Annotated in this window: 24 protein-coding genes; 15 read left to right on the forward strand and 9 right to left on the reverse strand. The window is 63.7% G+C overall.

Annotated features, from left to right (window positions below):
• The first annotated feature begins 279 nt into the window (after window positions 1–279).
• Entirely contained in the window at window positions 280–1,101 is an 822-nt protein-coding gene (locus D5400_RS10785) for a sulfite exporter TauE/SafE family protein (protein WP_126010024.1), read from the forward strand.
• Here D5400_RS10785 and D5400_RS10790 read toward each other — a convergent pair.
• Genes D5400_RS10790 through cobS form a run of 3 tightly spaced genes read right to left on the reverse strand, consistent with a single transcriptional unit; the run spans window position 1,085 to window position 2,867 of the window.
• Window positions 1,085–1,795 carry a TIGR02281 family clan AA aspartic protease gene (locus D5400_RS10790; protein ID WP_245451263.1) on the reverse strand — a complete coding sequence of 237 codons (711 nt, stop codon included), beginning with the start codon at window positions 1,793–1,795 and terminating at the stop codon, window positions 1,085–1,087. The two genes, D5400_RS10785 and D5400_RS10790, sit on opposite strands and share 17 nt — an antisense overlap.
• Before the next feature lie 4 nt (window positions 1,796–1,799).
• On the reverse strand, window positions 1,800–2,081 hold the full coding sequence (locus D5400_RS10795; protein WP_126010025.1) for a DUF1289 domain-containing protein: 282 nt from the start codon (window positions 2,079–2,081) through the stop codon (window positions 1,800–1,802).
• Between the two features lie 9 nt (window positions 2,082–2,090).
• On the reverse strand, window positions 2,091–2,867 hold the full coding sequence (gene cobS, locus D5400_RS10800) for an adenosylcobinamide-GDP ribazoletransferase (protein WP_126010026.1): 777 nt from the start codon (window positions 2,865–2,867) through the stop codon (window positions 2,091–2,093).
• Between the two features lie 209 nt (window positions 2,868–3,076).
• Between cobS and cobT the strand changes: the two genes are divergently transcribed.
• From cobT to D5400_RS10830, 6 genes are all read left to right on the forward strand, one after another.
• The gene (cobT, locus tag D5400_RS10805) at window positions 3,077–4,099 is read left to right on the forward strand and encodes a nicotinate-nucleotide--dimethylbenzimidazole phosphoribosyltransferase (protein ID WP_126010027.1); all 1,023 of its coding nucleotides are present in this window, start codon (window positions 3,077–3,079) and stop codon (window positions 4,097–4,099) included.
• A 125-nt stretch (window positions 4,100–4,224) separates the two neighbouring features.
• On the forward strand, window positions 4,225–4,638 hold the full coding sequence (locus D5400_RS10810) for a GFA family protein (protein ID WP_126010028.1): 414 nt from the start codon (window positions 4,225–4,227) through the stop codon (window positions 4,636–4,638).
• Between the two features lie 81 nt (window positions 4,639–4,719).
• Window positions 4,720–5,529: a DODA-type extradiol aromatic ring-opening family dioxygenase gene (locus tag D5400_RS10815; protein WP_126010029.1), complete on the forward strand. Its 810-nt coding sequence runs from the start codon at window positions 4,720–4,722 to the stop codon at window positions 5,527–5,529.
• Window positions 5,530–5,629: 100 nt separating this feature from the next.
• A complete protein-coding gene (locus tag D5400_RS10820; protein ID WP_126010030.1) occupies window positions 5,630–5,980 on the forward strand; it encodes a diacylglycerol kinase in 351 nt (116 codons plus the stop codon).
• A 7-nt stretch (window positions 5,981–5,987) separates the two neighbouring features.
• Window positions 5,988–6,569 carry a hemerythrin domain-containing protein gene (locus D5400_RS10825; protein WP_126010031.1) on the forward strand — a complete coding sequence of 194 codons (582 nt, stop codon included), beginning with the start codon at window positions 5,988–5,990 and terminating at the stop codon, window positions 6,567–6,569.
• A 119-nt stretch (window positions 6,570–6,688) separates the two neighbouring features.
• On the forward strand, window positions 6,689–8,362 hold the full coding sequence (locus D5400_RS10830) for an NAD+ synthase (RefSeq protein ID WP_126010032.1): 1,674 nt from the start codon (window positions 6,689–6,691) through the stop codon (window positions 8,360–8,362).
• Here the strand turns inward: D5400_RS10830 and D5400_RS10835 are convergent, their stop codons facing one another.
• The 3 genes from D5400_RS10835 to D5400_RS10845 are packed head-to-tail and all read right to left on the reverse strand — an operon-like array spanning window position 8,363 to window position 10,974.
• A complete protein-coding gene (locus D5400_RS10835; RefSeq protein WP_126010033.1) occupies window positions 8,363–9,253 on the reverse strand; it encodes a DMT family transporter in 891 nt (296 codons plus the stop codon).
• Window positions 9,254–9,289: 36 nt separating this feature from the next.
• Window positions 9,290–10,051 (reverse strand): ABC transporter permease, encoded by a 762-nt coding sequence (locus tag D5400_RS10840; RefSeq protein ID WP_126010034.1) that lies wholly within the window; start codon window positions 10,049–10,051, stop codon window positions 9,290–9,292.
• The gene (locus D5400_RS10845) at window positions 10,048–10,974 is read right to left on the reverse strand and encodes an ABC transporter ATP-binding protein (protein ID WP_126010035.1); all 927 of its coding nucleotides are present in this window, start codon (window positions 10,972–10,974) and stop codon (window positions 10,048–10,050) included. Before D5400_RS10845 ends, D5400_RS10840 begins: the two co-directional genes overlap by 4 nt.
• Before the next feature lie 426 nt (window positions 10,975–11,400).
• On the opposite strand from D5400_RS10845, the gene rpsU reads away from it, so the two are divergent.
• Window positions 11,401–11,631: a 30S ribosomal protein S21 gene (gene rpsU / locus D5400_RS10850; protein ID WP_126010036.1), complete on the forward strand. Its 231-nt coding sequence runs from the start codon at window positions 11,401–11,403 to the stop codon at window positions 11,629–11,631.
• Between the two features lie 328 nt (window positions 11,632–11,959).
• On the forward strand, window positions 11,960–13,339 hold the full coding sequence (gene gltX, locus D5400_RS10855) for a glutamate--tRNA ligase (protein WP_126013101.1): 1,380 nt from the start codon (window positions 11,960–11,962) through the stop codon (window positions 13,337–13,339).
• Here gltX and D5400_RS10860 read toward each other — a convergent pair.
• Both D5400_RS10860 and D5400_RS10865 read right to left on the reverse strand, forming a co-directional pair.
• A complete protein-coding gene (locus tag D5400_RS10860; RefSeq protein ID WP_126010037.1) occupies window positions 13,257–13,976 on the reverse strand; it encodes a hypothetical protein in 720 nt (239 codons plus the stop codon). The two genes, gltX and D5400_RS10860, sit on opposite strands and share 83 nt — an antisense overlap.
• Before the next feature lie 160 nt (window positions 13,977–14,136).
• The gene (locus D5400_RS10865; RefSeq protein ID WP_126010038.1) at window positions 14,137–16,458 is read right to left on the reverse strand and encodes an NADP-dependent malic enzyme; all 2,322 of its coding nucleotides are present in this window, start codon (window positions 16,456–16,458) and stop codon (window positions 14,137–14,139) included.
• A 201-nt stretch (window positions 16,459–16,659) separates the two neighbouring features.
• Here D5400_RS10865 and D5400_RS10870 point away from each other — a divergent pair, with 201 nt between their 5' ends.
• On the forward strand, window positions 16,660–17,505 hold the full coding sequence (locus D5400_RS10870) for a UDP-2,3-diacylglucosamine diphosphatase (protein ID WP_126010039.1): 846 nt from the start codon (window positions 16,660–16,662) through the stop codon (window positions 17,503–17,505).
• An 8-nt stretch (window positions 17,506–17,513) separates the two neighbouring features.
• Here the strand turns inward: D5400_RS10870 and D5400_RS10875 are convergent, their stop codons facing one another.
• Entirely contained in the window at window positions 17,514–17,714 is a 201-nt protein-coding gene (locus tag D5400_RS10875; RefSeq protein WP_126010040.1) for a hypothetical protein, read from the reverse strand.
• Between the two features lie 173 nt (window positions 17,715–17,887).
• Between D5400_RS10875 and D5400_RS10880 the strand changes: the two genes are divergently transcribed.
• The 5 genes from D5400_RS10880 (at window position 17,888) to D5400_RS10900 (ending at window position 23,677) form a co-directional block, all read left to right on the forward strand.
• A complete protein-coding gene (locus tag D5400_RS10880) occupies window positions 17,888–19,069 on the forward strand; it encodes an MFS transporter (RefSeq protein WP_126010041.1) in 1,182 nt (393 codons plus the stop codon).
• 202 nt (window positions 19,070–19,271) lie between these two features.
• Window positions 19,272–20,405: an ABC transporter permease gene (locus D5400_RS10885; protein WP_126010042.1), complete on the forward strand. Its 1,134-nt coding sequence runs from the start codon at window positions 19,272–19,274 to the stop codon at window positions 20,403–20,405.
• Between the two features lie 9 nt (window positions 20,406–20,414).
• Window positions 20,415–21,269 carry an ABC transporter ATP-binding protein gene (locus D5400_RS10890; protein WP_164527861.1) on the forward strand — a complete coding sequence of 285 codons (855 nt, stop codon included), beginning with the start codon at window positions 20,415–20,417 and terminating at the stop codon, window positions 21,267–21,269.
• Window positions 21,270–21,276: 7 nt separating this feature from the next.
• On the forward strand, window positions 21,277–22,965 hold the full coding sequence (locus tag D5400_RS10895; protein WP_126010043.1) for an MlaD family protein: 1,689 nt from the start codon (window positions 21,277–21,279) through the stop codon (window positions 22,963–22,965).
• Between the two features lie 118 nt (window positions 22,966–23,083).
• Window positions 23,084–23,677 carry an ABC-type transport auxiliary lipoprotein family protein gene (locus D5400_RS10900; protein WP_425364876.1) on the forward strand — a complete coding sequence of 198 codons (594 nt, stop codon included), beginning with the start codon at window positions 23,084–23,086 and terminating at the stop codon, window positions 23,675–23,677.
• The last annotated feature ends 291 nt before the right edge of the window (window positions 23,678–23,968 follow it).

Raw genomic sequence — 23,968 nt, forward strand, 5'->3', positions numbered from 1 at the left:
TCGAAATCCGATAGGGCAAGGCAGTCAGACTTACCGGCGAGCGGCTGGCAGGCCGCGGGATTTCCTCATCATTCCGGCGGCGCAACGCACGCATCGGACACCGGCGGAACATCTGCTTCCGCCTCGTGTTCCAAACTACCTCAAATTTTTTCCGTCTGAAACCTTCGGTGAGGTGCACGACTGGAAGAATGGGGGCGATCCAAAGACGGGTTTTGCATTTGGCCGCTTTCGCGCTATGGCGATTGCATACAATCTTCAACTCTCGCGAATGCCGGTCCCATGCCCCCCATCGAAGATCTGATCCTTTTCGCGCTGGCGCTCGCCGGTGCCGGTGTCGTTGCCGGTATTCTGGCCGGACTGTTTGGCATCGGCGGCGGGGCGATCCTCGTGCCTGTGTTCTACCAGGTGTTCGCGCTGGTGGGCGTCGATGAAGCGGTGCGGATGCATCTCGCGGTTGGTACGTCGCTCGCGATCATCGTGCCGACATCGCTGCGATCCTATTTCTCGCATCGAAAGCGCGGGGCGGTGGATGATGTGCTTCTGAAGTCCTGGATTACGGCTGTGCCACTTGGTGCGCTGCTTGCGGCGGCCGTGGCAGCGTTTTCGTCGAGCGAGGCGCTTCGGGCGATCTTTGCGGTGATCGCAGTGCTGGTCGCCTTCCGGATGCTGTTCAACCGGGCATCTTGGCGGCTTGGCGACGACCTGCCGCGCAATCCGTTCAAATACATAGCGGGCGTCGTCATCGGCGTTCTGTCGGGCCTGATGGGCATCGGCGGCGGCGTGCTCAACAACACCTTCATGAGCCTTTACGGGCGACCGATGCACCAGGCGGTGGCGACATCTGCCGGCGTCGGCGTGCTGATTTCGATCCCGGGGCTCATCGGCTACATCATTGCAGGCTGGGGCGCCTCCGGCCTGCCGCCGTTTTCGACCGGCTACATCAACTGGGTGGCGGTTGCCCTGATCATCCCGATCACGTTGCTCGTCGCGCCTGTCGGCGTCGCGCTGGCCCACCGGGCGAGCAAGCGGCAGCTGGAGATCGGTTTCGGGATCTTCCTCTTGATCGTCGCCGCCCGCTTCGCGATCAGTCTCGCAGAATAAGCTCGTCGCGACGCATCTCGAAGGACGAGAGCTCGCCGATGAAATTCATGCCGAGCAGGCTTTGGGACAAAGCGCCATCCTCGGAGACCAGCGCGCGGACATCGCTGCGCACGATCGGGCCAATCGCAACCTCATCGAGCGTAACGATTGCGGCGAGCGCCTGGCCATTGGCGGTGGAGACCGGCTGGCTGTAGCTGAGGTTCTCAGGTTCGAGGCCGAGCCGCTCGGCGTCGTCATAGGCCAGCGCGATCAGCGAGGCGCCTGTGTCGACCATGACGCCCACGGGCTCGCCATTGACGCTGATCTCGGTGGCGAACTGACCGCCCATGGCTTTCTGGATGACGACTTCCCGCGTGCCATCGTCAAGCTGGCGCACGGCCGCCGTGCCTGGCATGAGGCCGGCCTGCAACCGCGTGCCGAGCGATTGGATGTCGTACCGGAAGACGTAGAGCGCGCTGAAGGCGAGGATGATGACCGCCCAGATGACGGCGGCCTTGAGCACCTGGCCGAAGCGGCCGGGCATGAGTGCCGCCGAGCCGAGAACGGTGAGGAGTGCCGCACCGGTGACGAGGTTGCCGAACTGATCGTTCTCCAGGCCGAGGGTCTGGCCCGCATTGTGGTTCCACAGCAGGAGGCCGAGGCCGGTAGCGAGGATGGCCATCGCGACATAAAAGATGACGGGGTTGCGGCGCATGCGGTCAGCCTTCGCCGCGTTCAAGCGCGAGGCGCTGGCGCTTCGTCACGCGGCGCGGCTTGCGCTCGATCTTGTCCAGGCGGGCCGGCAGCTCATCCATGATCGCACGGCGTTCGGCGGCGGAATAGACGAGCCAATTGGTGATTTCGGCACTGGAGCGGCCGCAACCGAAGCAGTGGCCGGTCGACCGATCAATCGAGCAGACGAGGATGCAGGGGCTTTCGACGGTCACTGGGCAGCGCTCACGGGGCGGGCGGGTCTCTCTGTTCAGGTCGTTCACATTCATATCGTTTGCCTAGAGGCAAAGGGCAAGGCCGGCGAGGAGCGCGACTTCCACCAGTTGCTGCGTGGCCCCGATCGTATCGCCCGTGGCGCCGCCGAGGCGGGTGCGGGTGCTGCCGGTGAAGACAAAGAACGCGGCGAGGGCGCAGGCGACCGCGACGAGGGCCGCGATGGGTCCGGCCGCGATGGGCAACAGCGGTAGCGCGACGAGCGCACCGAGAAAGAGCGCGAGGCGGGCGGATTTCGGCGCGGGGCGCCCCATGGACACGGCCAACCCATCGCTGCGCGCCGGCGGCAGCATGTGCCAGTGCCACACCATGGCTGCGCGGCTTGCGGTGGCGATGGCGATAAGTGCCAGCGCGAGGGCTTCGGGCGGCAGGATGACGACGAGGGTCGCGAGCGCTGCGACTCGGACGAGGAGCGTATTGACGAGCGCGACGACGCCGAAAACACCGGTGCGGCTGTCCTTCATGATGGCGAGTGCGCGCTCCCGGTCGCGGCCGGCACCGAGCCCGTCGGCGGTATCGGCAAGACCATCCTCATGCAGCGCGCCGGTGATCATGAGCTGAAGCCCGACGATCAGCGATGCGGCGAGGAAGGACGGCGCGACAATGATGGCAAGCGCCGCAGCGATGAGAGCGACGGGAAGCGCGATGATCGCGCCGGCGATCGGGAAGGCCCGCACGGTGCGCGAGAGGCTGTGATCATCGCCATGGAAATGGCGCGCCGGGACCGGCAGGCGGCTCAGAAAGGCAATCGACCGGGCGATGTCGTCGATGAAGGCGCGCATGGGAATATCGACCGTGCTCCTGGCAGCTTTGGCCGGCGCCCTGGAGAGGCTGGGGCTTCCGAGCCGTTTTCGCGTTTTTGGACGGTGAACCGATATCCACATTGCCTTCAACGCATTCGTCAGTTGTGGCGAAGGCCGGATGCTTTTACCAGTGGCGCCGACTGTTGTTCCAAGGCCTCGTGCATCAGGCGAGGCAATAGAGGTTTGCCATGCCCGCCAATGCCACCGGACTGCCCTTCGACGATTTTCGCACGCTTCTCGCCAATCTGCCCGGCGCCGACCGTGCCGCCGTGGAGGCGGTGCGCGCGCGCGACGGCGAACTGACCAAGCCGCGTGGATCGCTCGGGCGGATGGAAGCGCTGGCGGAATGGCTGGCGGCCTGGACCGGCCGCGCGCCCGCGGTCAACCGGCCGCTGGTGGCCGTTTTCGCAGGCAATCACGGTGTGACGGAGGAGGGCGTCTCGCCGTTCCCGAGCGACGTGACGGCGCAAATGGTCTCGAATTTCGCCGCGGGTGGTGCGGCGATCAACCAGATCTGCGTCGCCTACGATCTCGGTCTCAAGGTGTTCGATCTGGCGCTGGAAGTGCCGACCGGCAACATCACGAAGGAAGCCGCGATGGACGAGCGCACCTGCGCGGCGACCATGGCCTTCGGCATGGAGGCGATCGCCGGCGGCACGGACCTGCTCTGCATCGGCGAGATGGGCATCGGCAACACGACGATCGCGGCGGCCATGTGCCACGGGCTCTATGGCGGCGAGGCGGAGGACTGGGTAGGGTCGGGCACGGGCGCGGAAGGCGACGTGCTGGCCCGCAAGATCGAGGCGGTAAAGGCGGCTGTCGCGCTGCATAAGGCACATCTTTCCGACCCGCTCGAGGTGCTGCGCCGGCTCGGTGGGCGCGAGATCGCCGCGATGGCGGGCGCCATTCTGGCGGCACGGGTGGAGCGTATCCCCGTCATCATCGACGGCTATGTGGCGACTGCGGCCGCCGCCGTTCTGCACAAGGCGAACCCGGCCGCGCTCGACCACTGCCTGATCGGCCACGTCTCGGCCGAGCCCGGCCATGCGCGCGTGATCGCCAAGCTCGACAAGACCCCGCTGCTGGCCATGGGCATGCGGCTTGGCGAAGGCACAGGCGCTGCACTCGCCGCCGGCATCGTCAAGGCCGCCGCGCTTTGTCATTCGGGCATGGCCACATTTGCGCAGGCTGGGGTCAGCGGGAAGGAGTGAGCCGCGGGGCGGTGCGATCGTAGGATCGACGCCTATGATGGAGCGGGTGTCGGTGATGGAACTTCGCGAGTGGCGTCAGGAGCGTAGGTCTCGTTCCAGGCTCAATGACCCGTGAGGAGGATGCGATGGTGACGACCAGGGTAGGCGGATGCCTTTGTGGGGCGGTGCGGTACAGTGTCGTGAGCGACGAGGCGCGTCCTATGCGGGGAATCTTTGCCTGTCATTGCGTCGAATGCCGCCGGCAGTCCGGGCATTATGTGGCGGCCACTGCGGCGAGCGATGACGCCTTGACGGTGACGGGCGGCGACAATCTGACGTGGTTTGCGGCGTCACCGGAGGCCAAGCGCGGGTTCTGCAGGATTTGCGGGTCGCTTCTGTTCTGGAAAGCGGACGCGCGTTCGTCGACCTCGATCATGGCGGGTAGCCTGGACGGGGCCACCGGGCTTATGATCGATCGTCATATCTTTGCGGCTGAAAAAGGCGATTATTACACGATCGACGATAACCGCCCGGTCTACGAGGATGCGGGGCCGTCCTGAAATAGCGAACAGTGCGTGGCTGTTTCCGCATCTTATGTGAACAATGAGCGTCGATTATCTTCCTTACAAAAGGAGGGTCCTATGACCGTTTTTCCAAGTCTCTTCATCTCGCATGGATCGCCCGACACGGCGATTGCAGATACTGCGGCTGCTGCCTTCATGCGCCGGTTCGCAGAGACGATGCCGAAGCCGAAGGCGATCGTTGTAGCGAGCGCGCATTTCGAAGTGGGCGGCGGTGTTGCCGTATCCGCCGATGCGAAGCCTGAGACGATCCACGATTTCGGCGGCTTCGACCGCGCGCTTTATGAAATCCACTACGATGCCCCGGGTGCGCCGGCGCTTGCCGAAGACATTGCGGCCGAGCTGACGGCGGCCGGCTTTCGCGCGCAGGCCGTGCACGGCCGCGGCTTCGACCACGGCACGTGGGTGCCGCTCAGCCTGATCTATCCGGATGCCGACATTCCCGTCGTGCAGGTCTCGGTCGATCCGACCAAGGATGCGGCATACCACATCGCGCTTGGCCAGGCTTTGGCGGGTCTGCGCGAGCGGGACGTTCTCGTGATCGGGTCAGGCTCGTTCACCCACAATCTCGGCGAGGCGTTCAAGCTGCTGCGGACCGGCCAACGGCAGGCGCCGGTGCCGGGCTGGGTCGAGGATTTCGTGACGTGGATGGACGATCGGATCCGGGCAGGCGACATCGAGGCTCTCAAGCGCTGGCGGCAGCAGGCGCCGTTTGCGGTGGAGAATCACCCGACGGACGAGCACCTGATGCCGCTCTTCGTCGCGATCGGCGCGGCGATCGGCAGGGAGACGCGTCGGTTCGATGCGCAAGCGCTGCACTCGAGCCAGGAATTCGGCGTGCTTTCGATGGATGCCTACGCATTTCATTGAAGATTGATCCTCGCACTCTAAAGTCTCCGGCGAAGGTCGGATGCCGCTCGATCCCTAGTGCGGAAATGGCCGGATCGATCACTGGCGTGCGAGGATTTCCATGAAGCGGCTGTTCTATGCCTTTCGCCATTCTCTGGCGGGCATTCGCTATGCGGCGGCGCATGAAGCCTCTTTCAGGCAGGAACTGATCCTGTTCTTTGCGGCGCTGCCGGTCGCGGTGCTCGTCAGCGACAGTCTGGTCATGCTGCTGGCGCTGATGGGAGCGATCGTCTTCATGATGATCGTCGAACTGCTGAACACGGCAGTGGAGGCGGTTTGCAACGGGCTGTCGCGCGACTACATGGAAGAGATCAAGATCGCCAAGGACTGCGGATCCGCCGCCGTTCTGTTCTCCGTGCTTTCGGCCGGCACCGTCTGGCTGAGCGCGCTTTACCTCAGATTTTTGGCTTGATGACCCGATGACACCCGATCTCACGCTATTTGCACGTGCCGGCCTGCCGGACGATTTGAAGCTGCTTCTTGCGAGATATCCGCGGGAAAGCTGGGGCCGGGATCATACGATCGGCCAGATGGGATCGTTCTGGCTGCAGCGCCACGACATGTTTCGCGAACTCGGTTCCGGCCTGGTGACCGCGACGCATGAGCTGCGCGAGGGCCGCATGGAAGCGGGTGCGTTTGCCGGCTGGTTCGTGCCGCGCATCAATTTCTTCCTGTCGCAGCTCGAAGGGCACCACCAGATCGAGGACCAGCATTATTTTCCGGTGTTCGCGGCGGCTGAATCCCGGCTGAAGCACGGCTTCGACCTGCTCGACGAAGACCATCACGTCATCCACGATCTGCTTGCCGCGAATGCACAATCGGCCCGCGGTTTCCTCGGTGGGCTGCAATCGGGTGGCGATGCGCTGAAGCGAGGCAGCGAGGACTATGCCAGGAACGCCGAGCAATTGCTCAAAGGCCTGCTCAGGCACCTGGAAGACGAGGAAGATCTGATCATTCCGCTGATACTGGATCGCGGAGAAGAGGCGCTCGGGGTTTCGTGATCAGGTGAGACAGGCGAAGGCCTGCCATGCCGTCGCAGACGATCATTTCGATTTGGCGGAACGGTCCTGCATCCGCTAGAAAGCGGCAGCGACTTTAAAGTGCCCAGAACAGGTTCCGCATGACGTCCCGTCCCGACCGACTGAAGATTGCCGTCGTCCAGCTCAATCCGATCGTCGGTGATGTGGCCGGCAATCTGGAAAAGGCGCGGGGTGCGCGGCGTGAGGCAGGAGCCCAAGGCGCCGATCTCGTTTTCTTTACCGAGCTGTTCATCGCCGGCTATCCGCCGGAAGATCTGGTGTTGAAGCCGGCGTTCCTCGCGGCGTGCGCGCAGGCCGTCGAGGCGCTGGCAGGCGATACAGCCGATGGCGGCCCAGGGATTGTGATCGGCTATCCACGCGTCGACGACCATGGGCGCTACAATTCCATCGCCGTGCTGGACGGCGGCCGGGTGATCGCGACGCGCGACAAGGTGGACCTGCCGAATTACGGCGAGTTCGACGAGAAGCGGGTGTTTCAGGCGGGGCCGATGCCGGGGCCGGTGGGCTTTCGCGGCGTGCGGATCGGCATTCCGATCTGCGAGGACATCTGGGGCGATCTGTCCGTCTGCGAGACGCTGGCCGAAAGTGGCGCGGAGATGATCCTCGTGCCCAACGGCTCGCCCTATTATCGCGGCAAGATGGATGTGCGCCAGCAGGTGGTGATCCGCCAGGTGATCGAGAGCGGGCTGCCGGTGCTTTATGCAAACCAGGTGGGCGGGCAGGACGAACTGGTCTTCGACGGCGGCTCATTCGCGATCAATGCCGACAAGCAGTTGGCGTTTCAGCTCGGCCAGTTCGAGGAGACGGTGGCGCTGACGGAATGGGTGCGCGAAGGCGATGAATGGCGCTGCGCGGCGGGACCGGTCGCGCCGTTGCCGGACAGGCTGGAGGCGGACTACACCGCCTGCATGGTGGGCCTGCGCGACTATGTGGAGAAGAACGGGTTCAAGCAGGTCGTGCTGGGCCTGTCCGGCGGGATCGACTCGGCGATCTGCACGGCGCTTGCCGTCGATGCGCTCGGCCATGAGCGCGTGCGCACCGTAATGCTGCCTTATCGCTACACGGCGGAAAGCTCGCTGACGGACGCGGAGGCCTGCGCCAAAGCGCTGAACACGCGCTACGACGTGGTGCCGATCGCCGAGCCGGTGGAAGGGTTTACGGCCGCGCTCGAAAGCATTTTCGAAGGCACCGAAGAGGGCATCACGGAAGAAAATCTGCAGAGCCGGACGCGCGGCGTGATCCTGATGGCGCTTTCCAACAAGTTCGGCTCGATGGTGGTGACGACGGGCAACAAGTCGGAGATGTCGGTCGGCTACGCCACGCTTTACGGCGACATGAATGGCGGCTTCAACCCGATCAAGGACCTCTACAAGACCGAGGTCTACCAGCTGTCGCGCTGGCGCAATTCGAACAAGCCGAAGGGTGCGCGCGGACCGTCAGGCGAGGTGATCCCGGTTTCGATCATCGACAAGGCGCCGTCGGCGGAATTGCGCGAAAACCAGACGGACCAGGATTCGCTGCCGGACTACGCCGTGCTGGACGACATTCTGGAGTGCCTGGTGGAAGGCGAAATGGCGACGGAGACGATCGTCGCGCGCGGCCATGACGAGGCGCTTGTTCACCGTATCGAGCACCTGCTCTACATCGCCGAATACAAGCGTCGCCAATCGGCGCCGGGCGTGAAGATCACGCGCAAGAATTTCGGCCGCGATCGGCGCTACCCGATCACCAACCGGTTTCGCGACAGGGGGTAATCACGCCTCGGCCTTTTGCGCGCGGGTCGTCATGGCGACGCCGGCGGCGATGATCAGTGCGCCGATCCAGGTGAGCAGCGAGTAGCGCTCGCCGAGGAAGACGACGCCAGCGAAGAGGCCAACGGCAGCGGCGACGTAGCCGATCTGGCTGAGATAGACCGGGCCGCCAACCGATTGCAGGCGGAAGAAGAAGATGAACATCGCCGAGGCGCTCGCAACCTGCGCCGCGACGACGAGCGGGATCGTGCCGAGAACCGGCAGGACGGCGATGTCGCCGGTGACGAGCAGGCCAACCAGAAGAACGAGTGCAGCAGCGAGATGGCTGCCGGCCGCGAGCTCGATCGGGCCGGCATCCTTCGGCCAGTCGATCGTGCGGTAGATGTTGCCGGCGGCGAGGCTGACGGGAATGAGCAGGCCGATTGCGACCCAGAACAGGCTTGCGGGCTCGCTGGCCTCTCCGCGCGTGATGGCGACGAGCAGCGCGCCGACGAAGCCGACGGCGATGCCCGCCATGCCGAGGCCGTTCGGTTTGCGCACGCCAAGCAGGATCGAGAGCAGAAGCGTCAGCACCGGTGAGAGCGTGAACATGATGCCCGTGTAGCCGGCACCGAGATGGGGCACGGCGGAAAACATCAGGAGGTTCGGGATCGCGTAGGAGATGATCGCCGCGAGGAAGAAGTAGCGCAGTTTCGCCGCACCGAGCCCGATGCGCCCGCCACGGGCAAGGAGCCCTGCGAGCAACAGCGTGCCGGCGCCGAACGAGATGACGAAGGACCAGAGAAGCGGTGGCGCGCCTGCGAGCGTCGCGACCTTGCCGAGCGGCGGCGTCGCACCGAGCAGGAGCCCGGTGACGACGAGGAGGCCGAAGACGGATCGCCAGAGTGCGGTCATTGGAGGGTTCGCTTCAGCGCTTCAGAATGAGGCGCATCAGCTCTTCAACTGGTAGCCGGTCTTGAAGATCCACCAGACGACGGAGAGGGCTGCGACCAGGAAGAAGAGGATTGCGGCGACCGACCAGACGAGGCTGACGTCGGAGACTTCGAAGAAAGACCAGCGGAAGCCCGAGATCAGGTAGAGAACCGGGTTGAACAGCGTGACGTTCTGCCAGAAGGGCGGCAGCATATCGATCGAGTAGAACGAGCCGCCGAGGAAGACGAGCGGCGTGATGACGAGCAGCGGTACAAGCTGCAGCTTCTCGAAGTTGTCCGCCCAGATGCCGATGATGAAGCCGATCAGCGAGAAGGTGAAGGCGGTCAGCAGCAGGAACGCGATCATCCAGAACGGGTGCGCGATGCGCAGATCGACGAAGAGCGCGGCGGTGGCGAGGATGATGACGCCGAGGATGATCGACTTCGTCGCGCCGGCACCGACATAGCCGAGTACGATCTCGAAGAACGAGACCGGTGCCGACAGGAGTTCGTAGATCGTGCCGGTGAATTTGGGGAAGTAGATGCCGAAGGCCGCGGCCGAGACGCTCTGTTGGAGCAGCGTCAGCATGATGAGGCCCGGCACGATGAAGGCGCCATAGGACACGCCGCCGACGGTTTCGATGCGCGAGCCGATCGCGGCACCGAAGACGACGAAATAGAGCGACGTGGAGATGACCGGCGAGATGATGCTTTGCAGCACCGTGCGCTTCCAGCGGTTCATCTCGAACATGTAGATGGATTTGACGGCCTGGAAATTCACTGCTGTTCCTTCACGAGGCTGACGAAGATGTCTTCGAGCGAGCTCTGGTGGGTATCCAGATCGCGGACGCGGATGCCGGCCTGCTGGAGATCGGCGAGGAGCGCCGTGATGCGGGTGCGTTCGCCCTGACGGTCGAAGGTATAGACGAGGGTGCGGCCCTCATCGTTCAGTTCCAGGTTATAAGTCGCGAGGCTTTCCGGCACGAACGCCAGCGGCTCGCGGACTTCGAGCTTCAGCTGCTTGACGCCGAGTTTGCGCATCAGATCGGCCTTGCGCTCTACGAGAAGAAGACGACCCTGCGAGATGATGCCGATGCGATCGGCCATCTCCTCGGCTTCCTCAATATAGTGCGTGGTGAGGATGATGGTGACGCCGGATTCGCGCAGCTTGCGGATGACCTCCCACATGTCCTTGCGCAGCGAGACGTCGACGCCGGCGGTCGGTTCGTCGAGGAAGAGGATGTCGGGCTCGTGCGACAGCGCCTTGGCGATCAACACGCGGCGCTTCATGCCGCCTGACAGTTCGCGCAGCTTGTTGTCGCGCTTGTCGTAGAGCGAGAGGTCCTTGAGGATCTTCTCGATATAGGTCGGGTTCGGTGCCTTGCCGAAAAGGCCGCGGGTGAACGAGACGGTGTCGAAGACCGATTCAAACTGATCGGTCGTCAGTTCCTGAGGGACGAGGCCAATCATGGAGCGGGCGGCGCGATAGTCGCGCACGATGTCATGGCCGCCGACGGTGACGGCGCCATCGCTCGCATTGACGATGCCGCAGATGATCGAAATCAGCGTCGTCTTGCCCGCGCCATTGGGGCCAAGCAGCGCGAAAATTTCGCCGCGAGCGATCTCGAGATCGATGCCCTTGAGGGCCTCGAAACCGGAATCGTATTTCTTGGAAAGGCGGGAGACGGCAATGATCGGCTGCATGCGGCGCAATTTATGCTCAAACCATGCGAATGCAATGTGCCGCCCAGCGAAAAGCATTGGTTTGACGATGCGAAGGTACTGGCACCCGGCGAAGGGCTCCACCGGATGATGATGAGCGCTGCCGCGCCATTGAATTGCTGAGCAAGCGACCGTATATGAAGACCAATGACGCGCCCGATTCTTGCGGGACGATGGCCGATTATTTCTCGGTCAACCTCATTTGGCCTTCCACGGACGTCCGACCCTCGAAGCGACACTCGTTTCCCTCGTCGGCGCCGCCCGGACATTCCGGGCCCTGTCACAGCGACAGGTCGGCGTTTCTTCAACGCCTCGTCGGGCCAAGAACTCAACGGGAATGCCCTGGGCTATGCCAGGACTTCCAAGATAGCCGGTATCCGCGACGGCGGGATCGGGATTGGAGCACCATTGCAAGTACTTGTCAGAGACAACAACGTCGAGCAGGCCATGCGTGCGCTGAAGAAGAAGCTGCAGCGCGAAGGTCTTTTCCGCGAGATGAAGCAGCGCCAGGCTTACGAAAAGCCATCCGAGCGCCGGGCCCGCGAAAAGGCACAGGCGATCCGCCGCGTTCGCAAGGCGGCCCGCAAGCAGGCACAGCGCGAAGGCCTGCTGCCGCGCACCGGCGGCGCACGACGCTAGGACTTTTCGGGCAGGGCGCTCACGTTAACGTTTCGTTAACCATTTGCGCCTTAGCCTGACATATCCGCTGATTTGGCCTTCGCAGCCTGCGGCGGATGACTGAGATTGACGCGCCGTTGCTGACCACGGATGTACTGGCAGCACGGTGCGTGATCTCGACTTTTGAGCGCCTCAGGGGCGTACCCATCGATGGTGGGCCGATCGAACGGGGGAAACCCCGTTTTTTTGTGCCTTGCCGAAGCCGATCGCAGGGTGGTCGCGGCGCTGCCAGCCTTGCGGGCGCGGGCAATCTCGAATAACCGACATCGCCATGAAGACATTCGAACGCATGCCCGTCGCCGTCCGTTTCGCGCCTTCGCCGACCGGATATATCCATATCGGCAATGCCCGGACCGCGCTCTACAACTGGCTTTATGCCAAGCAGCACGGCGGCGAGTTCATTCTTCGTTTCGACGACACGGACCAGGCGCGTTCCAAGACGGAATATGCGGAGGCGATCGTACGCGATCTGGAGTGGCTTGGGATCAGGCCCGACCGGATCGAGTACCAGTCGAAACGCTTTCCGATCTATGACGCGGCGGTGGCCAAGCTGAAGGATGCTGGCCTGCTCTATGCCTGCTACGAGACGGCCGAGGAACTGGAGCGCAAGCGCAAGCTACGGCTCGCGCGGCGGCTGCCGCCGGTTTATGGCCGCGACGCGCTGAAGCTGTCGCACGAGGAGCGCGCGGCGCTCGAGGCGGACGGGCGCACTCCGCACTGGCGCTTCCTGCTGCCGAATTTCGAGAGCGATCCGTTCGAAACGCGCCGCACCGAAATCCACTGGGACGATGTGGTGCGTGGCCACCAGACCGTCGACCTTGCTTCCATGTCGGATCCGGTGCTGGTGCGCGAAGACGGCACCTATCTCTACACGCTGCCGTCGGTCGTCGACGACATCGAGATGGGGATCAGCCATGTGATCCGCGGCGATGACCATGTGACGAACACGGGCGCGCAGATTGCGTTGTTCCACGCGTTGGGCGAAGAGGCGCCGGACTTCGGCCATCACAACCTGCTGACGACGGCCTCCGGTGAGGGGCTGTCCAAGCGCACCGGGGCGCTGTCGCTCGGCTCGCTGAGGGAACGCGGGTTCGAGCCGATGGCGGCGGCGTCGCTGGCGATCCTGATCGGATCGTCGGAAAGCGTGTCGGCCGTGCGCTCGATGGATGCTCTGCAGGAGCAGTTCGATCCGGCGAACGCATCGAAATCGTCGGCAAAATTCGATCCGGAGGAACTGACGGCGCTCAACAGGACGCTGGTGCATCAGCTGGAGTTTGCGGATGTTCGGGACAGGCTTCAAGCGCTCGGCATTGAAGGCGAGAAGGCGGAGGCGTTCTGGCAGGTGATCCGCGGCAATCTGGACTTCGTCCCGGATGCCGGTGCCTGGTGGCAGATCGTGACGGACGGGCCGATGCGAGACGGCGAGGCCGAACTCACAGGCGAGGATCTCGATTATGCCCGGCAGGCTTTCGACAGCGCGCCGGCCGGCCCATGGGATGGGACGACCTGGAAGCTTTGGACCGATCAGCTGAAAGCGGATACGGGGCGCAAGGGCCGAAATCTCTTCATGCCGCTGCGCATCGCGATCACGGGAAGAACGTCGGGACCGGAGATGTCAGATCTATTGCCTCTGATTGGTCCGGAAGGAATTGCGGCCCGACGACCCTGACGTTGCGCTCCTGAAGGCGCTCGTCCAGATCGACCAGTTCACGCTCTTCGGCCGGCTTGATCGGCTCGGCAACGACGGGTGCGGGCGCTTGCGGCGCGGGGATCGTCAGCGTGGACCGCTGCTCGTTCGATGACGGAGCGGGAGGCGCTGCCGGCATGATTTCGATGACGCTGGAATGATCGTTGGAGGCGGTGTGGAACTGGCTGTAGCTTGCGGCCTCGCGCACCGGCTCCACCTGACAGCCATAGGCGGCGAGTTCGGCGCGGATTGCCGACGGATCCGAGTAGATGACGGACTGGCGCAGGGCGTCACGCTCTTGCTGGAGGAAGGCGATCTCGTTTTCGATGGATGCCGCCTCGGCTTCGAGCGGGCCGCACACATTTCCTTCGCCGCCGCGATAGACCGTGACCGAATTGCCGCAGCCGGCATGATGCAGCTCAAGCGCGATCTCACCGAGTGTCTGCTTCGCCTGCGCGAGGTAGACATCGACGGTGGTGTTGGTCGTCTGGCCGGTCGAGAGCGCCAGATCGTGATGAAGAGCCGCGCAGATGTCGGCGCTTTCGGCAAAGGCCGTTGTGGAAGTCGTCAGAACGGCACCGGCCAGCAGCGCCGCAACGCCCGTTGCGATCGGTTTCATTTTTGTACCCGCCTGTCTTGATCCGCCGGTTTTACCGACTGCGGCGATGGCCGCCAAGCGACATCGCGTTTTAGCCTTAATGCGGCAGAGCGGATTTTGTTGCGTCGGATAAAGAACAGGACCCAGCTGGTGCAAAAATGCCAGCTGGATCCTGTGAAATTCAGTGAGGCTGCGACGCTTCCACGACGGCGAGCGTTGCCATGTTGACCACGCCGCGCGAGGTGACGGACGGCGTGAGGATGTGCGCCGGCTGGGCAGTGCCGAGCAGGATGGGACCGACATGCAGCGCGTCGGTCATCGTCTTGACGACGCCGAGCGTGATGTTGGCGGCATCGAGGTTCGGGAAGACCAGGAGATTGGCCTCGCCGCTGAGGCCGCTGCTCGGCATGACGCGCTGTCGCAGCACGGCGGAAATCGCCGAATCGCCGTGCATTTCGCCATCGGCCTCGAGGTCCGGATCGAGCTTGCGGACCAGTTCGGTGGCGCGGCGCATTTTCTCGGCGCTCGCGGAATCGCGCGAGCCGAAGTTCGAATGCGAGACGAGGGCCGCGCGCGGCTCAATGCCGAAACGTCGGATCTCGTTGGCTGCCATGATGGTGGTTTCAGCCAGTTCTTCCGCACTTGGATCGTAGGACACATAGGTGTCGGTGAAGAAGGTGGCGCCGCGCTGCGAGATCAGCAGGCTGAGGGCCGAATAGTCGATGACGCCTTCGCGCTTGCCGATGATCTGGCTGATGTCACGCAGATGGCGGGCGTAGCGGCCTTCCAGTCCGCAGATGAGCGCATCGGCCTCGCCGCGGCGGAGCGCGAGCGCGGCGATCACCGTGGCGTTTGTGCGCACGGTCGTGCGGGCAGCTTCGGGCGTGACACCCTTGCGGCCGACGAGCGCGAAATATTCGTCGACATAATCACGGTAGCGCGGATCGTCTTCCGGGTTGATGAGGTCGAAATCGGTGCCGGGGCGTACGCGCAGGCCATAGCGGCGCAGACGCACGTCAATGATCGCTGGACGACCGATGAGGGTCGGTCGTGCGAGGCCCTCCTCGACAAGAACCTGGATGGCGCGCAGCACGCGCTCGTCCTCGCCTTCGGCAAAGATGACGCGCTTCTTCTCGGCGGCCTTGGCGGCGGAAAACACCGGTTTCATGATGAGGCCGGAGCGGAAGACGAAACGGTTCAGCTCATCCATATAGGCTTCGAAGTCGGCGATCGGGCGGCGGGCGACGCCGGTTTCGGCGGCAGCCTTGGCGACAGCCGGCGCGATGCGCAGGATGAGACGCGGATCGAAGGGCGAGGGGATGAGATAGTCCGGTCCGAAGACCGGGGTGTCGCCCGAATAGGCGCGGGCGGCGACGTCCGACGGTTCCTCGCGCGCAAGGCCGGCGATGGCACGCACGGCAGCGAGCTTCATCTCCTCATTGATCGTGCGGGCGCCGCAATCGAGCGCGCCGCGGAAGATGTAGGGGAAGCAAAGCACGTTGTTGACCTGGTTCGGATAGTCCGACCGGCCGGTGCAGATCATCGCGTCGGGCTGAGCGGCGCGTGCCTCGTCGGGCATGATTTCAGGCGTGGGATTGGCGAGCGCCATGATCAGCGGCTTCTCGGCCATGTCCGCCAGCATCTCGGCATTGAGCACGCCGGCTGCGGAGAGGCCGAGGAAGACATCGGCACCGCTGATCGATTCGATCAGCTTGCGCTTGTCGGAGGGCTGGGCGTAGACGGCCTTCCACTCGTCCATCAGCGCGGTGCGGCCCTCATAGACGAGGCCTTCGAGATCGTGGACCCAGATGTTTTCACGCTTCGCGCCAAGTGCCACCAGCAGGTTGAGGCAGGCGAGTGCGGCGGCACCGGCGCCGGCGGTGACGATCTTGACGTTCTCGATCGACTTGCCGGCGAGCTCGAGGCCGTTGAGGATTGCGGCGGCGACGATGATTGCCGTGCCGTGCTGGTCGTCGTGGAAGACGGGGATGTCCATCTTGTCGCGCAGCTGGCGTTCGACCTCGAAGCACTCCGGCGCCTTGATGTCTTCGAGATTGATGCCGCCGAAGGTGGGCTCGAGCGCCGAGATGACCGTGACCATGCGGTCGACTTCCTGCGCATCGATCTCGATGTCAAAGACGTCGATGCCGGCGAACTTCTTGAAGAGGACGGCCTTGCCTTCCATCACGGGCTTGGAAGCGAGCGGGCCGATGGCGCCGAGGCCGAGCACGGCCGTGCCGTTGGAGACGACGGCAACGAGGTTCGCGCGGCTCGTATAGTCGGCGGCGCGATCGGGATTGTCGCGAATGGCGAGGCAGGGTGCGGCGACGCCCGGCGAATAGGCCAGTGCCAGATCGCGCTGGTTGCCGAGCGGCTTGGTGGCCTGGATCTCGAGCTTACCCGGGCGCGGATAGCGGTGATAGAAGAGCGCGTTCTCGTCGAGATCGCCGGACGCCGGTTTGTTGCGATCCGTCTTGGGTCCGTTCTGATCCTTCAAAGTCATAGCGCGCTCACGTCCTGCCTGCCGAATACAATGGTGCGGGGCGCGCACCGCTTCGCCCGCCCGCGCGATGGTCCGGAGTGTCTTGCGGATAAGTGTCGCCGCTGTCCAGTCTGACGACGATGTTTCCGCCATTTCCGGCCGATGTCATCCAACTGAAACAGGACTCTGATTATCCGTGCGCATGAAGCCAGAGGATGCGACATGTCACAGGACACGAATGAAGCCGCCGTGCGCCGCTTTCGAACGCTCTTCATCTCCGATGTGCATCTTGGTTCGAAGTCGGCCAAGGCGGACCATCTCATCGACTTCCTCCGGTATCACGAGGCCGAGACGATCGTTCTGATCGGCGATATCGTCGATGGATGGCGGCTGAAGCGCAGCTGGTACTGGCCGCAGGATGCCAACGACGTGGTGCAGAAGCTGTTGCGCAAGGCGCGCAAGGGCACGCGCATCATCTACATCCCCGGCAATCACGACGAGTTCCTGCGCGATTTTCCCGGCATTCATTTCGGTGGAATCGAGGTGAAGACGAACACGATCCACCAGGCGGCCGACGGCAAGCGCTATCTCGTGCTGCATGGCGACGAGTTCGACGTGGTGGTGCGCCATGCCCGGTTCCTCGCCTATCTCGGCGACTGGGCCTATGACGCGGCGCTCGGCATCAACATCGTCCTGAACGTTCTGCGGCGTCGCATCGGCATGCCGTACTGGTCGTTTTCGGCCTGGGCGAAACACCGGGTGAAACAGGCGGTGAACTTCATCGGCGAATTCCAGAAAGTGGTGGCGGAAGAAGCGCGCCGGCACGAGGTCGACGGGGTGATCTGCGGCCACATCCACCATGCGGCGATCGAGGATATGGACGGAATCACCTATATCAACAGCGGCGACTGGGTGGAGAGCTGCACCGCGATCGGCGAGACGCTCGACGGCGAGATGACGCTTCTGACGTGGCGGGTGCTGCGCGCCGAAACCACGCCGACGACCACGCCGCCCCTGCTCGCGCCGCCGGTTGCCCAGGTCAAATTGCGGGAGGTGGAGGCGGCCTGAGCGAAGGCTCAGCGCAGCTTGCCACTGAAGAAGAGCATGAAGGCCTCGGTTTCGTCCTCAAAGGCTACTTCATTGCGGCCGGCCTTCTCTATGCTCGACAAGGCGAGGCGGAGCTTCGCGAGGATGGCCGGATCTGATTGATCGCGGATCGCCACCTTCAGCATGGCGCGAAATTTCATGATCTGAACCTTGTCGTCTTCGGTCGGCACGACGTCGTCCCCCGCCTGTCGCAGGTAATGAAGCAGATCGCCGGATCGAAGGAAACGACGAAGGCGCTTGGCGATGTTTGCCGCTTGGCTCAGCCCGCGGGACTCGTGTAACGGTCGCGCCATCTCATGCGGTGGCTGGCGTTGCGCCGGCAGTCGCTGGCGAAAGGCGGGCGATGCAGGGTGATAAGGCCAGTTCCGGGGCGATCGAGACGGCGCCGCCTGCTTTTGCGCTTCGCGCCGGGGTGGGGTTCTTCGGCACCTTTCTCGCCTTCGGGATCATGCTCCCGTATTTCCCTGTCTGGCTGAAATCGCTGTCGCTCGAAGACTGGCAGATCGGGCTCTTGCTGTCCTTGCCGATGTTCGTTCGCATTTTGACGACGCCGCTGATTGCCGCCTATGCCGACCGCGCGGCCGACCGGGCGCATGTGCTGATCCTGACCGCCTTCCTATCGATCCTTGTGACGGCGCTGCTTTTCGTCGTGGATGGCTTCTGGATGCTGCTCATCGTCGTGCTGGCGCAGGCGATCGTGGTTGCGCCGCATGTGGTGATCATCGATTCGATCACCATCACCGGGGTGCGGCGGTACCGGACGGATTATGCCCGGGTGCGGCTTTGGGGCTCTGTCGCCTTCGTTGTCGCCAATGTCATCGGCGGCTATGTGATTGCGCGGCAAGGGGCGGGCGCGGTCCTGCCGCTTCTGATCCTTGGCCAGATCACGACCTTCGGGGCGGCGCTGATGGTGCCGCGGGTCGGGCAGCCGCGTCGGCCTTCAGCGCTCGCAAGCGGCACTCAGGCCGGGCTGCTCACCAACCGGCCGTTCGTCGTGATGTTGATCGGCGGGGCAACGATCCATGCCAGCCACGCGATGCTTTACGGGTTCTCGGCCATCTACTGGGGCCAGCTCGGTTATTCGGGCACGGTCATCGGCGCGCTCTGGGCGACGGGTGTTGTCGCGGAAGTTGCGCTGTTCCAGGTGTCGCGTCGGCTGATCGGCCATATCGACGTGACGCGGATCATCGTGGTCGGCGGGCTGATTGCCGCGCTGCGCTGGGCGCTTTTCCCGATCGATCTTGGTGCCGGCTGGTATTTCGCGATGCAGCTTCTGCACGCCGGCAGCTTCTCCGTCGTGTTTCTCGGCATGCAGCGGTTGATCGTGATGCATATGGGCGAAGAAAAGGAGGCGGGCGCGCAGGGCCTGTTCTTCATGGCGAGCGGTGCGACCATGGCGACGGCTATGGTGCTGTCCGGTTATCTGTTTGACCGATTCGGTGGAACCGCATTTGTTGCAATGGCGTTATTGGCTCTAATGGGCATTGCGTGCCACCTCGCGGGCCGGTCAATGCAGCGTCCATAAGCTCTTGCAGATGCAGGCGGGCAACGCCGGTTTCAAAAAAGACATGAAGGCTGTTCAAACGCCTGTGACCCGGTGTCATGTGCGCGTGACAGTGAAGAATTGAGCGGATAAGGCTTCGCGAATGGTGGATGCTATCGTCAATCCCGGACATGCTGATGACGCAGCCCCGCGCAGCTCTGCGCGCGGCGCGGATACCAGCATCATGGGCAAGGCGCGCCTCGACATTCGCGACGAGGCAGATGGCACCGTACGGCTGGCGATGTCCGACGACTGGCGCCACCATGGGGTAAAGGAGGTTAATGCCGCCTTAACCGACTTCCAGGCCAGCACCAATGCGCGCGCCGTCATCGTCGACATGAGCGCCGTGAGCCAAATGGACACCGCCGGCGCCTGGCTGGTGCGGCGCCTGCAGGCGCAGATGCGTGCCAAGCGCATCGGTTTTTCGGTGGAAGGCGCCGACGAGACTGAAAAGGCGCTTCTCGTCGCCGTGCCGGAAGAGTTGCATGACGGCCGGACGCCAAAGAAGGAAAAGCCGCTTTTCGAGCGCTTCTTCGAGCCTACCGGCAAGGTCGTCTACGCGGTCTATGACGACATCGTCGCGTCTCTGTTCATTCTCGGCTCGGCCGTGCGCGGCGCGCAGGAGAAGCTTGAGAAGAACGCGCGCGTTTCGCCGGCCGCGATCGTGTCGCAGATCGACCATATGGGCGTGCGCGCCGTTCCGATCATCGCGCTGATGTCGTTCCTCATCGGCGCGATCATCGCGCAGCAGGGCGCGTTCCAGCTGCGCTATTTCGGTGCGGAGCTGTTCGTGGTCGACCTCGTCGGCATTCTGCAGCTGCGCGAGATCGGCGTGCTTTTGACCGCGATCATGATTGCCGGCCGCTCCGGCAGCGCCATCACGGCCGAAATCGGCTCGATGAAGATGCGCGAGGAGGTCGACGCGCTGAAGGTGATGGGCCTGAACCCCATCGGCGTGCTGATCTTCCCAAGGCTCGTGGCGCTGACGATCGCGTTGCCGCTTCTGACGGTCATTGCCAATTTCTCCGCCCTTTTTGGTGCCGGCGTCGTCGCCTGGAGCTATTCGGGGATCACGCCCGATACGTTCCTTGCGCGTCTGCAGGAAGCGGCCGACGTATCGACGCTGATCGCCGGGATGATCAAGGCGCCGTTCATGGCGCTGATCATCGGCATCGTCGCTTCGGTGGAAGGCATGAAGGTCGGCGGCAGCGCCGAATCGCTTGGCCGGCACGTCACCGCTGCGGTGGTGAAGGCGATCTTCGTCGTCATCCTGGTCGATGGCCTCTTCGCTATCTTCTACGCCGCAATCGATTTCTGAGGAGCCTCGATGTCCGACACGACAGACATGCAGGCGACGGATGCGAGCGGGGCGAGCCGCAAGACGGTGTTGTCCGTGCGTGGCGTCAATGTTTCCTTCGGCAGCAACACGGTGCTGAAGGATCTCGATCTCGACGTCTATCGCGGTGAAATCCTGGGCTTCATCGGGCCTTCGGGCACGGGCAAGTCGGTGCTCATGCGCACCGTGCTGAAGCTTCTGCCGCGCCAGAGCGGCAAGGTCTGGATCCTCGGGCACGATTACGAGAACGTGTCGGACGCCGAACGCATGGCGCTCGACATGCGGCTCGGCGTGCTGTTCCAGCAGGGGGCGCTGTTTTCGTCGCTGACGGTGCGCGAGAACATCCAGGTGCCGATGCGGGAATATCTCGATCTGCCGCAATCGCTGATGGACGAACTCACCATGCTCAAGATCGAGATGGTGGGCCTCGCGCCGCAGGCGGCGGACCGGTATCCGTCGGAGCTTTCGGGCGGGATGATCAAGCGCGCGGCGTTGGCGCGGGCCTTGGCGCTCGATCCGGATCTCGTCTTTCTGGACGAGCCCACATCGGGCCTCGACCCGATCGGTGCGGCGGAATTCGACGAGCTGATCGCGCGCCTGCGCGATACGCTGGGTCTCACCGTCTATATGGTGACCCACGACCTCGACAGCCTGTTTTCCGTTTGCGACCGCATTGCGGTGCTGGGGGACAAGAAGGTCAAGGCGCAGGGCACGATCGAAGAGATGCTGGCCTTCGACGACGAATGGATCCAGTCCTATTTCCACGGCAAGCGGGCGCGCTCGATCGTCCGCAAAGACGGACAGCCGAACCGAGCCGGCGCCGATGCCGGAACGATGAACGGATAGAAGCAGTATGGAAACAAGAGCCAACTACGCCATTGTCGGCCTGTTCACGGTCCTCGTGCTCGTCGCCTCCTTCGGATTCGTCTATTGGATGACGAATTACGGCAACCAAAGCCAGATGGCGCCGCTGAACGTGCGCATTCCGGGCTCGGCCAACGGCTTGAGCGTGGGATCGCCGGTGCGCTTCAACGGCATCTCGGTCGGCTCCGTGCGCGGACTGACGATTGACGAGAACGACGCAAGCTTCGTCGTGGCGCGGACCGATGTGCGCGCCGATGCGCCCGTGACGGAAGCCACGCAGGCCATTCTGGAGATCCAGGGCCTGACGGGCGCTGCCTATATCGAGCTGAGCGCGGGACAGGCGCCGGGACAGCAAAACATTCTGCTCGAGGCAATGGACAGCGGCGTGCCGGCGCAGTTGACGGCCGATCCTTCGAGCGTGACCAACCTTTTGTCGACGGCCGACCAGATCCTGACGCGCGCCAATGACGTGGTGGAAGAAATCGAGGGCTTCGTCGTCGATGCGCGCGGACCGCTGACCAACACGCTGCGCAACACCGAGACCTTCTCGCGTGCGCTGACCGACAATGCCGATAATATCGACCAGTTCCTGCAGAGCGTCGGCGCTCTGTCCTCCACGTTCGAAGGGCTTTCCGGCCGGCTGGACACGACGATGGCTGCCGCCGAGCAGCTGATGACCTCGATCGACGGCCAGAAGATCGATTCCATCCTTACCAATGTCGACACCGTGACCGCCAATCTGTCGGTGGCGTCCGGCGACGTCACGGAAGTCGTGGCGAGTTTCCGCGACACGGTGGCGACCTTCGAGAACTTTGCTACGACTGCCGGCGCCTCGATCGAACGCGTCGACCAGATCGTCGGCAATGTCGACCAGATCATCGCCAGCGTTGATGCAGCCCAGGTTGGCCTCTTCGTGGACAACATCTCGGCTGCAAGCGCCGACGCCCGTGCAGCGATCGAGAACACGGCGCAGATTACCGAGCGCTTCAATGCACGCGGCGAGGATGTCGACCGTTTCATCAGCGACGTGACGGAGATGGCCGACCGGCTGAACGCGGTTTCGACCCGCGTCGACAGTGTGGTGGCAAAGGTGGATACCGCGCTTGGCGAGGGAGATGTGCGCAACCTGCTGGCCGATGTGCAGCAGGCCGTACAGTCGTTCACCGCCGTTGCTTCGGCGATCGATTCCACTCAGGTGAACCAGGCACTGACCGACATCGCATCCGCCAGCGACAGCGTGCGCCAGGCAGCTGAGGACACGCGGCGCGTGACGGGAAGCTTCGCGGCCCGCGAAGGCGACATCGATGCCTTCATCTCCGATGTGACGCAGATGGCGGACCGGCTGAACGCCGCCTCGGTGCGAGTCGATGGCGTGCTCGCCAAGGTCGACGGGTTCCTGGGCGAGGGCGATGCCTCCAACCTGCTTGCCGAAGCGGAAGCGGCGATCGCCTCGTTCCGCAGCGTGGCCGACAACATCAATGGACGCGTCGGGCCGATCGCGGAGAATTTGGAGCGCTTCTCCAACAGCGGCCTGCGTGACGTGGAATCCCTGATCGTGGAGACCCGCCGTTCGATCAATCGGATCGAGCGGAGCATCTCCTCCATCGAGCGCAACCCGCAGCGTCTGCTGTTCGGTGGCGACGACGTGCAGCAATTCGACGGCCGGGTGCGCCGCTGATGCGAAACGGACAGCAAGATCGGCGAGGGGAACGCGCTTGCGTCACCCTCGGACACTCCCTTTTTCCGGCGGCCACTGCCTGCGGCGCCGACTGCCTTTTGATGAAAGGATTTCTCGTTTGCTGAAGCGTTTCCTGTCGATCATCGCCGTTGCGGCAGCGCTTTCGGGCTGCGCCGGCCTTCCCGGTTTCTCCACTCCGAACGACACGTTCGCCCTGACCTCGCCACCGGCCGCGCCAGCCGTGCCGGCGGCGCAGCGACGCCAGCTGCTCATTCAGGAGCCGAGCGCGCTGAAGCTGCTCGACAGCGAACAGATCGTCGTTCGCGTTTCGGATTCTGAGGTGCAGTATCTCACCAATTCGCAGTGGAACGACCGCCTGCCGCGGATCGTGGAATCGAAGCTCATCGAAGCGTTCGAGAACACCGGCCAGCTTGGCGGCGTCGGGCGCTCGGGCGACGGCCTTGCGATCGACTTCCAGCTTCTGACCAATATCCGCAGCTTCGAGGTGTTGGCCTACGGCTCGCCGCGCGCCAATGTGGAGCTGTCGCTGCGCCTCATCAACGACCGCGACGGCACCGTCATCGCCCAGCGCGTCTTCACCGGCAGCGCCCCAGTCGCCGGCACGGGCAACGAGACCTATGTTCGCTCGCTCGACGCAGCCTTCAACTCGATTGTGCCCGAGATCATCGCCTGGACGATGCAGAGTATCTGACCGGACGCAATCAGCACGACGTCTCAGAAACCCCGCTGGCGATGCCAGCGGGGTTTTTTGTTGCGAGTAGGCGCAGCTCAGGTGCTAAAGATACTGCTGGTGTCGCCGACCTAAAACGTTGGCCTGACCGCAGGCGCAGCCCACGTTGAGCGTGGATGCTTTGGACGCTGCAAGTCTCTCACTGCGTGCGAACAGAGCGAAGCGGCCGACGGGCTGGAGCGGCTAGCTCTGTCGGCCCAAGGGGCTGTGCTGAGCGCTAGGAGCGCCGTTCATCCGCACATGGCATCCGGC

Source organism: Georhizobium profundi (assembly GCF_003952725.1).
GTDB lineage: Bacteria > Pseudomonadota > Alphaproteobacteria > Rhizobiales > Rhizobiaceae > Georhizobium > Georhizobium profundi.